Source organism: Shewanella sp. ULN5, from assembly GCF_030731885.1.
Classification (GTDB): domain Bacteria; phylum Pseudomonadota; class Gammaproteobacteria; order Enterobacterales; family Shewanellaceae; genus Shewanella; species Shewanella holmiensis.
The window spans coordinates 46,109-58,112 of the sequence record NZ_JAPJEE010000023.1; the positions used below are offsets into that span (position 1 = coordinate 46,109).

The 12,004-nt window shown below is 39.2% G+C and carries 10 protein-coding genes; 3 read left to right on the top strand and 7 right to left on the bottom strand.

Features of this window, described 5'->3' with window-relative positions; all coding sequences use genetic code 11:
* Positions 1-162 precede the first annotated feature (162 nt).
* A complete protein-coding gene (locus tag ORI98_RS16845; RefSeq protein WP_261299591.1) occupies positions 163-498 on the bottom strand; it encodes a cytochrome c3 family protein in 336 nt (111 codons plus the stop codon).
* Between the two features lie 319 nt (positions 499-817).
* Entirely contained in the window at positions 818-1,681 is an 864-nt protein-coding gene (htpX, locus tag ORI98_RS16850) for a protease HtpX (RefSeq protein ID WP_261299590.1), read from the bottom strand.
* Between the two features lie 452 nt (positions 1,682-2,133).
* Between htpX and pepE the strand changes: the two genes are divergently transcribed.
* On the top strand, positions 2,134-2,841 hold the full coding sequence (gene pepE, locus ORI98_RS16855) for a dipeptidase PepE (RefSeq protein ID WP_306135993.1): 708 nt from the start codon (positions 2,134-2,136) through the stop codon (positions 2,839-2,841).
* A 99-nt stretch (positions 2,842-2,940) separates the two neighbouring features.
* On the opposite strand, the gene ORI98_RS16860 is transcribed toward pepE, so the two are convergent.
* Both ORI98_RS16860 and ORI98_RS16865 read right to left on the bottom strand, forming a co-directional pair.
* Positions 2,941-4,449, bottom strand: a complete 1,509-nt coding sequence (locus ORI98_RS16860; protein WP_306135994.1) for an MATE family efflux transporter — start codon at positions 4,447-4,449, stop codon at positions 2,941-2,943.
* A 62-nt stretch (positions 4,450-4,511) separates the two neighbouring features.
* On the bottom strand, positions 4,512-5,360 hold the full coding sequence (locus ORI98_RS16865) for an ion transporter (RefSeq protein WP_306135995.1): 849 nt from the start codon (positions 5,358-5,360) through the stop codon (positions 4,512-4,514).
* Positions 5,361-5,514: 154 nt separating this feature from the next.
* On the opposite strand from ORI98_RS16865, the gene ORI98_RS16870 reads away from it, so the two are divergent.
* Together ORI98_RS16870 and ORI98_RS16875 are read left to right on the top strand one after the other, a co-directional pair.
* Entirely contained in the window at positions 5,515-6,018 is a 504-nt protein-coding gene (locus ORI98_RS16870) for a murein L,D-transpeptidase family protein (RefSeq protein ID WP_261299586.1), read from the top strand.
* Positions 6,019-6,060: 42 nt separating this feature from the next.
* Entirely contained in the window at positions 6,061-6,624 is a 564-nt protein-coding gene (locus ORI98_RS16875) for a VOC family protein (RefSeq protein WP_261299585.1), read from the top strand.
* 96 nt (positions 6,625-6,720) lie between these two features.
* Here the strand turns inward: ORI98_RS16875 and ORI98_RS16880 are convergent, their stop codons facing one another.
* The 3 genes from ORI98_RS16880 to ORI98_RS16890 all read right to left on the bottom strand — a co-directional run bounded on the left by ORI98_RS16880 (position 6,721) and on the right by ORI98_RS16890 (position 11,358).
* Positions 6,721-7,569, bottom strand: a complete 849-nt coding sequence (locus ORI98_RS16880) for a M23 family metallopeptidase (protein ID WP_261299584.1) — start codon at positions 7,567-7,569, stop codon at positions 6,721-6,723.
* Between the two features lie 16 nt (positions 7,570-7,585).
* Positions 7,586-8,458 carry a 6-carboxytetrahydropterin synthase gene (locus tag ORI98_RS16885; RefSeq protein WP_261299583.1) on the bottom strand — a complete coding sequence of 291 codons (873 nt, stop codon included), beginning with the start codon at positions 8,456-8,458 and terminating at the stop codon, positions 7,586-7,588.
* Between the two features lie 434 nt (positions 8,459-8,892).
* Complete coding sequence (locus tag ORI98_RS16890; RefSeq protein ID WP_306135996.1) at positions 8,893-11,358, bottom strand: EAL domain-containing protein; 2,466 nt, start codon at positions 11,356-11,358, stop codon at positions 8,893-8,895.
* Between the last annotated feature and the right edge of the window lie 646 nt (positions 11,359-12,004).

The following is a 12,004-nucleotide window of genomic DNA, read 5'->3' on the forward strand; positions in this document are numbered from 1 at the left end:
AAGTGCAAACCAGCGCACCAAATTTGCGCATCTTATTGAAATAAAACAAATTTAAGTACCACTTTAGAGGTATACCGTGTTCAAGGGAGTAAATGGCTTTACCCTAAAAAAGACAATGCTGACATGATAGTCAGCATTGTCGTTGTTTAAACTTGCTTGGTATTATTTAGCGATACGACCATCATCATGGCAAGCTTCACAAGTCGGTTTATCACCAACATTTACATCATGTACCGCGTGGCAATCTGCGCACATCAACATACCTTCATGGGGCTTATGGTTATCATCCATTTCGGCTAACGAACCATGGCAGCTTTGACATTGTTCAAACTCATATGCACCATCTGCTGAGGGTTCTTCATTAGCATGGCAACTTTCACAGCCATTCATACCGGCATGATAATCTGCTAGGTTTTCACCAGCGGCCAATGCCCCGCCTGAAAATACGAACGTCATTAGACAAGCAGCAAAGATTGCGTATAAGTATTGATTTTTCATATCACTCCCCCTTAAACCAAGGGATAAACTTGACTAAAAATGATGACGCTCATTTTCACACTCATTATTATCCTTGGCATTCTTATTTTAAAAGCTAATCGTATTGTTCTAAGCTTAGCAGCATCATTTAAAATGTGACCAACTTAGCGCCAATGAGTTAATCCATAATCTGTAAACAAGGATCCACACTATAACAACACTTTAGCATGCTGATAAACCCAGAAGTGAGAACTAACTCAATTAGCGCCACATTTAATAAAGCAAAAAAAACTGGAGCTCAAGGCTCCAGTTTTAATATGACAAAATCAACCAATTGGATTTAGCTATTTTTCAATGCTGCAATACGTTTTTCTAATGGTGGGTGACTCATTAAAAACTCAGCCATTGAACGTTTACCATTAATACCTAAAGCTGACATTTGCGCTGGCATTGCTCCTGTTTCAGGACCTTGCTTTAATCGCTCAAGCGCAGCAATCATTTTGTTCTTGCCCGCTAAGCGCGCTGCACCTTCATCGGCTCTGAACTCACGAATACGAGAGAAGTAAGCTACGATCATCGACGCTAAAATACCGAACAACATATCTAATACAAATACGACGCCCATATAAGCAAACGTACCTAAACCTTCGCCGTCTTCGCTATTGCTTGAAACCACATTATTAATAATGCCAGCAACAACACGCGCCGCAAAAATAACAAAGGTATTTACCACACCTTGAATTAAGGTCAAAGTTACCATGTCACCGTTAGCAACGTGGCTAACTTCATGTGCCAATACGCCTTCAATTTCATCCTGGGTCATGCCATATAGCAAACCAGAACTTACCGCTACCAATGAATTATTCTTGCTTGGGCCAGTCGCAAATGCATTCATTTCAGGTGATTGGTAAATTGCCACTTCTGGCATTTTTATCCCTGCTTGTTCAGCTTGGCGCGCAACGGTTTCAACTAACCAGCGTTCAGTATTATCACGAGGATGTGTGATGACTTCACAACCCATTGTTTTCTTTGCCATCCATTTTGAAATGGCTAAACTAATAAATGCGCCACCAAAACCAAAAATGGCAGCAAATACTAATAATCCACTCATCGTAGAAGTGTTCACTCCTAGAATAGACATTACAATTGAGGCCACTAGCAAAATTGCCATGTTGGTCGCAATTAACAAAAAGATACGCTTCATTTTAGCTCCTGTGTTGGCAACATTGCCGATATCAAAACATTCTACAGACATATTATGTCCGATTAAACGATTTTCAAGGTTTAGAAGATTAAATTTGATTTAATCTATCGCAGCGCCTTATTTTGATGCAAATTCTAGGTAGCAATACTTAATTGAAACTTAAAACACTATCAAAGAGCTAACCATCTGTAAATTAGCTAAATTATGATAATAAACTCAGTTAACTTTTATGGGTTTCATACCGTGTTCAAGCAAGGTGTAAATGTTAATTTATGATCCAGTCAATACTGCTAAAACCTGACAGCAAAAACATAAAGCATTGAATTAAACAGAATAGATTAAATATTTCGAGTTAATTAACAGGCATTAGAGGTAGCCAGTACCTTGGGCTCAATAACTTTGTTAATATGAATTTAATTGAGCGTCATTCCCTAAGTTTAAAAGGATCTTTCATGTCAGCTAACGCCTTACTATTAAGCGCTTCTAGAGTAGGTAATACGCCTTATTTACAACACGCACTTGAGTTTATAAAACCATTCTGTGCTGATACGCGTAAGTGGATTTTTATTCCTTATGCAGGCGTCGGCATGAGTAATGACCAGTATCTTGAAAAAGTTCGTATCGGGTTATCCTCACTACCAATTACCATTAATGGTATTCATGAGTTTGGCGATCCTAAGCAAGCGATTAAAGATGCTGATGGCATTTTGATTGGGGGAGGCAACACATTTCAATTAATCAATGAACTTTACCGTTACGATCTTATTCACTTGATTAAAGAACAGGTAAATCTAGGTAAACCTTATGTAGGCTGGAGCGCAGGTTCAAACATTGCCGGATTATCTATTCGAACCACTAATGATATGCCCATTATTGAGCCCCCCTCATTTTCGGCAATCGGCTTAGTTCCTTTTCAGATCAACCCCCATTACAGTAATTATCAAGCACCAGGGCATAATGGTGAAACCCGCGCACAACGCTTATTTGAATTTACTCAAGTCGATCCTTTAACCCCCATCATCGCAATTCAGGAAGGGAGTGCCCTAAAACTTCAAGGTAATAAATTAACCTTAGTGGGTGACAAATTAGGATACTTATTCCATGGCGAGCTACAGGAAATAGAGATTAATGCAGGCAGTGATTTAAGCCATTACCTATAAAAAGCGATAACTAGTTAAAAACCAATTAACAAGCCCATCTTAAATAAGATGGGCTTGTTAATACGCATAAATTCAACAGTTGATGGCTAGTCTGGTTTATTATCGATGGCGTTGTGCGGAAGTCTTAGGTGTTATTTCAGCCTCAGCAATTTGCTTACATAAAGGCTCGTCATCTAACTGAGCCATTTGCGCACACGCTGAAGATAATGGCGAAGAGGTCGCAATATTCTGTAGCTGTGCCTCGTCCTGTTGCGTAAATACCTGTGCTGATAATTCAGCTTTAGCCGTATGCGAAAGTTTTTCCACAAGTCGATAAGCAACAATTACCCCGGCGACACCAAAAATGATAGCCCCTATCACTTGACCAATAAGTACCCCATAAACCTGGCCCCATTGCGCGCCGAAATAAACAAATGGGATGGTACCTAAGGTTGCTTTACCCACATTAAAGAATGTGGAATATTTGGCTTTACCTAAATTATTAAATGATGCGTTGGCAACAAAAAGCATACCGGAGAAAATAAAGAACACCGCAATATACTGGCAGAAAAAAAGGATGACCTCGGCAGCATTGCCCGTCATATCAAAAGCGCTAACAATCTGGTGTCGAAGTAGAAATAAAATCAGCGACACACTTAACACATATATGACACAAAATTGAATGGCTTTGTTTAGACTTTGTTTCACGCGGTCATATTCATTGGCACCAAAATTCTGCCCAACAATAGGACCTACAGCACCCGATAAGGCAAATATCATCCCAAAGCTTACAGGGATCAATCTGCCTAACACAGCCCAGCCTGCAACATAACTATCGCCAAAGTCGGCAATTGCACGGGTTACCACAGCATTACCAATAGGCGTGGCAATGTTAGTCAACATGGCTGGGCCTGCTATTGCAAAAATGGTCGGTAAATCATGCTTGAACTCATCAAAACTAAATTTGCCCACCAGTTGATGTTTAACAACTGCGCCGTGTCCAGCAATAAACAATACCGCAAAACGAGCCAACACTGATGCCGTTGCCGCCCCTTCAATACCCATAGCAAAGATAAAAATAAAAATGGGATCCAAAACTGCGTTGACGCCCCCACCGGCTAAGGTTGACATCATTGACAATTTTGCATCACCAACGGCTCTTAATGCACCGCCTAATGCCATCGCAAGACAAATCACCGGAAGTGATGGCACTAGGATATATAAATAACTTTGAGCCAGTTCAGCGGTGTAACCAGAAGCGCCGACCACAGCAAGTAATTCAGGGATAAAACTGAACACTAGCAAGGCAACAAATACACTTACGATAAAGGTGACAACAACACAATTTAAAAACAGTCGTTTAGCTTGAATGCTATTTTTAGCCCCAACCGCCCTAGACACCAATGCGCCAAGGGCGATAGATAAACCAATACCAATAGAGGTGGTAAAAAACGAAATGGTGCCAGCATATCCAACTGCGGCGGTGAGCTCTTGATCGCCCAATAAACTTAAAAAGAAGATATCTAATAGATCAACAATAAACAGAGCGGAAATCCCCACAGCTGCAGTCGAACTCATGACTAATATATGGCGTAAAATAGGCCCTTCAACAAACTTGGCTGTTGTCATGAATATCCTTTATATAAATAAGATGAGATAAGATAAATTAACGCGATTAACACCAACTGACCTTATGGACTAGTTAAAGAGTCAAGGGTTTCTAGCTCACTGCCACAATGATTACAAAATTGCGCATCATTATCATGGCCCTTCTTGCCACAATTACTGCATTTTCTTAAATCACGCACTTTCACCATTTCATGCGAAATTTCAGCCGTTAATATTCCCGTTGGAATGGCAATAATGGAATAGCCTATTAACATAGTCAGCGCTGCTATTGCCTGACCTAAAGGCGTTTGTGGCGTAATATCGCCGTAACCTACAGTGGTAATTGTCACAATAGTCCAGTACATAGATTTAGGAATCGAACTGAACCCGTTATTTGGCCCTTCGATGACATACATTACTACGCTCAATACCAAAATGATCAAACTAACAGAAAAGAAAAACATAAAGACTTTACGACTTGATTGCAGCATGGCTTTTAACAACAGATTTCCATCGGCAAGAAAGCGCAAAAGCTTTAACACTCTAAAGACCCTAAATAATCGTAATACTCTGATTGCAAGTGCAAAATTAGCAGCCGGAAAGATCAATGCCAGATAGCTAGGCAAAATTGACAGTAAATCGACAATACCGAAAAAGCTGCGGGCATAATGGAAACGGTTTTGAGAGCAGTATAAGCGCAGTACATATTCAAGGGTAAATATAACAGTAAACATCCACTCACCAATGAGAAATAACTCCCCATATGCGTGGTGTAAACTATCGATAGTATCCAAACATATCAATATAATACTGGCAACAATAGAGACAAGCAGTGCAATATCAAATGCTTTCCCCTCAGGGGTGTCAGTACCAAAAATGATGGTACGCAAACGCTGTTTTAAAGGCGACTCTTCAATGTTTTTTACGTTCATATCCTATTAACTCAAATCCCTAAAAAGATATTTAACTTAACCATACCATTTACAAACGGATGACGTTAAAATCATTTCAAATTGCACATTAGACTTTCCAAAAATCTTAATGGCAAACCTAAAAATATAATAAAATTCATTATACGGAGATATCATGCACTTGCGTTATTGGTTTTTCATCCTCAGCATTGTATGCCCTTTTACCGCCAGTGCCTCGTCAGCTCAGTCCCATACTAAAGTCGATTTAGTGATAGTGAATAAATCAGAATCACGCATGTCAGTGATGCGTGATGGCAAAGTAATAAAAACCTATGTGATTGCCATGGGAGATGCGCCCAAAGGCCATAAACTTAGAGAAGGCGACCAACGTACACCACAAGGTCGGTACGTGCTGGATTATAAAAAGTCAGACAGCGCATTTTACCGTTCAATACACATCTCTTACCCTAATGATGAAGACAAATTACGTGCCCAAGCATTAGGTATTAGCCCAGGTGGAATGATTATGATCCACGGCCAAAATCCGCGTTCATCGTTATCACCAGAAGAAGCACAAAAATATAACTGGACCAACGGCTGTATTGCGGTGACTAATAAAGAAATGGATGAATTGTGGCGCATGATAGATGAAGGCACACCAATCGAAATTTGGCCATAAACAATAGACAATTTAAGCTAGATTATCACCATTGGACAATCTATGAATTACCAGACTTTACAACATACTTGGGCAGACTTTAGTTTACAGATCCAAGCTTTTATCAAACAACTAGGTTTAGATAATCTAGCTTTGGATTGCGATCATAGCGCACTGCGAGTTAATAATAATCAACTCGCACAATTACTCGCCGAGGAGTTCAGTCAACACGGTCAGGTTATTTCTAACAATATGATCAATGGGCGGCCGATTTTAATCATTAAATTAACTGATCCATTAATGCTGGGCGACACGCAAATTGAATGTGTTGAACTGCCCTTCCCCTCTGATAAAACTTACCCTATTGAAGGCTGGGAACATGTAGAATTAGTGTTGCCATCGACTGCGCAAACCTGTGATGAATTAGCCAATGAGTTAATTGCCAAGGTGCCACAACTCGCACAGGTCATTGCGGGTAAAACAGATATAAAAGTGAAACAAAGCTCGCCAAAAGGGAATAATGAACGTTTAGCCAATCCAACCATCGCGTTTAAAGCATATGGAATTTGTGTGAAAGTGCACCCTCACAATATTCAAAAAATCATCAAAAGTGAGCAAGCAACCTAATCAAATGCAGTTATTGAGATATGGACAAATAATAAGGAGAACATATATGTTCTCCTTTTTTACGGTTTATCATTGGCAACTTGAAGCCAACAAAACCTATTTTGTTGGCCTTTTTTCAGCGGCTAATACACTCGACATAGCTGGCACAATTGATACAGGATCTAAACGCATCTGAAACCAGTTCAACCGCCAATCTAAATGAGGGCCTGTGACTCGACCTGTAGCACCAATTTCAGCCAATTTCTGACCTTGAATAACTTTGTCCCCCACTTTGGGGTACAGTTTACTTAAATGTAAAAAGGTAGAGCTAACACCATAACCGTGATCAATTATCAAGGTGCCGCCAGAATAAAACATATCTGCCACGGCTAAGGTAATCACACCATCCGCTGGTGCGACAACAACCGTGCCAGTTGGCCTTGCCACATCAACACCAAAATGAGGATTGCCAGGTACATCGTTATACACACGCTGACTGCCGTATACTCCAGAAATACGTCCGGTAACAGGCCAAATAAAATCCTGCATGAAAGCATCATTTTCAATAAAAGTGCTTCGAGCTGCGCGGGTTTGCTTAGCATCTTCCGCCGCACGCTTTTGCGCAACAGGATCAGGTTTCATAATTTTGGTGCTAATACCTGTAACACGATCGATTTTGTATTCGCGAGCAGTAACATTTAGCGGCTTAAGTTCAGTCATCCCAGTAGGGTAGATAACTTCAAACATTTGCTCGGCTTTGGCATCACGATCAAAACCGATGGCAAACTGCCCTTTTGCGGTCACTTTAACAGGCTCGCCATTGAGTGTAATCTGACTCCCAATAGGCACGGTTCCTCTGACTAAAGCCCCCTGCTCAAATTTACCTTCAAACGTCACTTCAGCAGCTGCTGAAGAAATAAACAACAATCCCCAAAATGTGCCAAAAACTGCAGAATACAATCTCATGTTCAATGAATTCCTTTTAACCTCTGACCGCTATCGCGCCTTTTCCAATGCCCTCATAGGCAATCACTTTAAAATGACTCTCAGGTACTTTAGCAGCTAAGGTAATTGCCATATACTCAGCAAGTAGCTCCACTGTAGTGTCGTGCGGAATGATATCGCAACAAACTTTTGGCATCGCCAACTGAAAGTCACCTTGTGGCGCTATATAGTGAAAACCATAATGGGATTCATCATTAATATTAGATTGCTTAGACAATTGCAGCTCAGTAACGGACACTAAATCCTCTTGCGTCCCCAAATAAGCATCTCGCCAACGATTAGCCCAGTATTCATCCCATTTAGGCTCAGCAATTCCATTTTCAAATACTGTGACAGGACTGCGATGACCATGCGCAATGCGTTGACAATTGCCATCATGCTTTCGCAAACCATGGCTGTAATGATAATAAGGTGTGGTAAGTACTTCATTACGTAATGTTAAGCTAATACCTTGTACATTTTCAGGTAATGCTTCACGCAATGCTTTTTGCAAAAAATCATTCACACTTTCAAAATCAATCACCTCTGTGGGGATCAAGGCAAACGCTTGTGAAGGGCAAGCTAAGTGGATATCACCTTTTTGGCTAGCAAAATCCATCCATACTCTATCCCCTTGCTGTTGCCATCTAACTTGGCTACACGCAGTCGGGATCAATAAGCGATGATCGGCAACATCATCAATGGTATTTTTGATGGTCTTTTTTACTTTAGAGAAGTCCAGTACCATATTTTGCTCGTCTAACCCCCCATCAAGCAAAACATCGACAATCCAGCTTTCTCCAACCATGCCGCGGATCGGGCACAGATAAGAAAAATCAATTACAGTTAAATCTTTTACAAACAGTTGCATTAAAGCTCCTAGGTAGAAAAACAGTCCACCTCAGTGTTATTTACTCCCAATTAGCAAATGGCCAATGAGATAAGATCAACATTCTAAACAAAACTAAGCCCATGAGCGAGCATAAAAGATAATTGTAGAAAGCATGACTGATTTTATCTTGATATGAATGACACTGAGAGTTGTTGATCTTTGCGAGTTAAGTTTTGTTATCGTTAAAAACGTGTTGATTGAGGCAAATGAAGAGATGCCTTGTGAAAAAGCCATTCAACATGTAATAAAACGATTTACAGAACTCTTCAGGCAGCATTTGTTGGTCACTTAAATGTGTTATCCACCTTTTAAGCCAAATTTCAGCACCACAAAGCCTTTGCTTGGTAAAATAGCCAACAGCTTGCGGCAATAATAACGCTAAAAATTGACGGACCTAATAATCAAATCATAAATTAAGTAGGTCTTATAGGAAGCAAGAATTCGTTAACTTCTTCGGCTAATTTGGGTTTACTGTACAAATAACCTTGAGCTAAATCGCAATTATTTTGCAATAAAAAATCTGCTTGTTGCTGGGTTTCAACCCCTTCAGCGATCACTTGTAAGTTCAATGCATGTCCTAATGCAATAACAGCTTTGGCAATTGCACTATTATTTGAATCAAATGGAATGTTCTTAACGAAAGATTGATCAATTTTTAAGGTATCTAATGGCAATTTTTTCAAATAAGTTAATGATGAATAGCCAGTACCAAAATCATCAATACTAATTGAAATCCCCATAGCGGATAGCTGCTTCAAATCTTTAATAACAGCAACTTGATTCGTCATCATACAGGACTCTGTCACTTCAATATCAAGGTGCTTAGCTGGCAGTCCTGTCGTTAAAAGAATATCTCTAACCTTATCAACAAAATCACTTTTTTGAAGTTGTAAACTGGCAACATTCACCGATATCCGGCTGAACTGTAATCCTTGTGTCAACCAATTTACTCCCTGAGTACAGGCGGCTTGCAAGACCCATAAACCTATATCATTTATCAAGCCAATTTTTTCAGCTAAGGGAATAAAATCGGCAGGTGATATCTGGCCAAGCTTTGGATCGTACCAACGGATCAGTGCTTCAAAACCATTTATTTGACCTGACGCAAGATGTATTTTAGGTTGATAAACGAGATAAAAATCATTATTTATAATGGCTTGATGCAAAGCTGATTGGAGTTTTAATTGTTCTGCAGCTTCAGCGGTCATGCCTTCTGTATAAAAAGCATAACCATTTCGTCCTTGAGCTTTTGCTTTATGCATTGCTGCGTCGACATTTCGTAATAATGCATCAGCATCAAGACCATCATTAGGATAAAGAGAGATCCCGATACTCGCAGTAAGCCTTATTGGTTGGGTATTATCAATAATAAATGGACGCTCAAATACCCTTCTTAAATGACTAATGCTTGAGAAAACAGATTCTGTACCTGTGATTGAAGGCAAAAGCACGACAAATTCGTCACTTCCAAGACGCGCTAACACATCAAACTCAGATAATGCGTATGACAATCTCTTGCTCAACTCGACAATAATTTCGTCACCAGCTAAATGCCCTAAACTTTCATTAATATGCTTAAATAAATCGATATCAATACACAAAATTGCTAGCTGTTTTTTCCCCCGTAAAGCATGGCTAATTTCTTGTTCAAGATAGGAAACAAATCGCATTCTGTTGGGTAAACCAGTAAGCGGGTCAACATAAGCTAGATTTTTAAGCTTTTCTTCTGTTTGCTTCAATATTGAAATATCAGCAAATACACCGACAAAAAACTTAACACAATTATCTTCATCATAAACGGCACTGAGTGTAATAGTTTGAGGAAATACAGTACCATTTTTACGACGATTCCAAATCTCGCCATGCCACTTTCCATTAACTAAAAGTGTGTTCCACATTTTTGAAAAAAAGGCCTTACTATGACGTCCAGAACTTAATACACTCGGTTTTTTTCCCAAAACCTCGCTTAACTCATAACCTGTAATTTGTGTGAACGCTTGATTCACATCACGAATAACACCATATTTATCAGTTACAAGCACCCCTTCGACAGCATTTTCAAAGACGCAGGCAGCCAACATTAACTGCTCTTCAGCCGCTTTATGCTTGGCTATATCACGCGTAAAACCGAGCACTCCAGCAAGTTCGCCTTTGTGATATATTGGCGACTTAAGGGTCTCTAACCAGGCTTTATTGCTCGATAAATCGAAATCCTCACACTCAGCAACAATAACACTTCTTCCCGCCTGAATAGCTTGACTATCCCCATCAATAAATAAATCTGCAACTTCATGGTCATAAAGTTGGTGATCTGTTTTACCTATAACTTCATGGTTAGATTTATGCCAAGCTTTTTCAGCACTTTGGTTAGCGTAAATATATCTTCCTTGAGTGTCTTTTATCCAAAATATTTCTTCAAAAGAATTCATTAGATCTGAAATGGTAATATTTGAGGATTTATGATTCTTATTTGTAAGGGTCTTTGATAAATCAGTTTTAAATTGATTAACTAATAAGTTAAATAAAGCGAGATTAGATTCAGAATTATCATTGGTTGCAAGTATCGCAAAATCATGATTTATAGCATTTTTAGGTTTGTCTAAAATTTCAAAGTGTGTGAATTTAATTGATTCATCTAAAAGCAAATTATTATCACAAGTCAAACTTTTCTTATTAATAACTATAGGTAAATATTTCAAACAATATTCAGCTTGTTCAGAAGACAAGGTATGCAAAGAAAGTAATGGAGGGATATTTATGTCTTCATCATTTATACACATAACAATGTGCGCTTTGGTTAAAGACTGAAGCTGCAAGAACTGCGCATGCCAAGATTTAACTAATTGAACAACACGGTCGTCAGTTTGAGAAGCAGTCATCAGATTTAAAGCAGCGTATGAAGTAATGAGGTCATAAGTATAAATTATTCAGATAAAAGCTGATGAATAAAAACGTGATGCCGAGCCCATTTCTCATAAACGAATAAGTAATAAATGATAACCATATAATTTAATTGGGTAAATTATAATAGCGGGTTCTATTACATTATGTTCATACTTATCAGCAACTGATTATTATCAATGCAAAATATTAAAAAACGCATAACCGTTAGAGTGAGAACGCGAATACTTTTAGCTCAATTAGTGGGAGTTTATTAAACGAATATCTAACGTATAGACGCGGTTGTTAAGCAATCATGGATGATTTCACGGCGTTTCGTTTTGATTAATTTTCACGATTTGTATAAAATCCAATCACTCATGCGGTAGCCCTAGGATAACCGTCTGTCATCAGAACAACGGGGTTGATACTCTCTTTACGAGATATTAGGCGCCTGGAAATGACCTACTCTCACATGGGCATATCGGCCACACTACTTTTATGCTCAAGTTTCGGATGTAAAAAGCCCGTTACGTTAGTAACGGGCTTGATACTCTCTTTACGAGAAATTAGGCGCCTGGAAATGACCTACTCTCACATGGGGAGACCCCACACTACCATCGGCGATACTGTGTTTCACTTCTG

What these genes read in the sequence shown, in the direction of transcription:
- ORI98_RS16845 (WP_261299591.1), bottom strand. Translation starts at nt 498, where the DNA reads ATGAAAAATCAATACTTATACGCAATCTTTGCTGCTTGTCTAATGACG.
- htpX (WP_261299590.1), bottom strand. Translation starts at nt 1,681, where the DNA reads ATGAAGCGTATCTTTTTGTTAATTGCGACCAACATGGCAATTTTGCTA.
- pepE (WP_306135993.1), top strand. Translation starts at nt 2,134, where the DNA reads ATGTCAGCTAACGCCTTACTATTAAGCGCTTCTAGAGTAGGTAATACG.
- ORI98_RS16860 (WP_306135994.1), bottom strand. Translation starts at nt 4,449, where the DNA reads ATGACAACAGCCAAGTTTGTTGAAGGGCCTATTTTACGCCATATATTA.
- ORI98_RS16865 (WP_306135995.1), bottom strand. Translation starts at nt 5,360, where the DNA reads ATGAACGTAAAAAACATTGAAGAGTCGCCTTTAAAACAGCGTTTGCGT.
- ORI98_RS16870 (WP_261299586.1), top strand. Translation starts at nt 5,515, where the DNA reads ATGCACTTGCGTTATTGGTTTTTCATCCTCAGCATTGTATGCCCTTTT.
- ORI98_RS16875 (WP_261299585.1), top strand. Translation starts at nt 6,061, where the DNA reads ATGAATTACCAGACTTTACAACATACTTGGGCAGACTTTAGTTTACAG.
- ORI98_RS16880 (WP_261299584.1), bottom strand. Translation starts at nt 7,569, where the DNA reads ATGAGATTGTATTCTGCAGTTTTTGGCACATTTTGGGGATTGTTGTTT.
- ORI98_RS16885 (WP_261299583.1), bottom strand. Translation starts at nt 8,458, where the DNA reads ATGCAACTGTTTGTAAAAGATTTAACTGTAATTGATTTTTCTTATCTG.
- ORI98_RS16890 (WP_306135996.1), bottom strand. Translation starts at nt 11,358, where the DNA reads ATGACTGCTTCTCAAACTGACGACCGTGTTGTTCAATTAGTTAAATCT.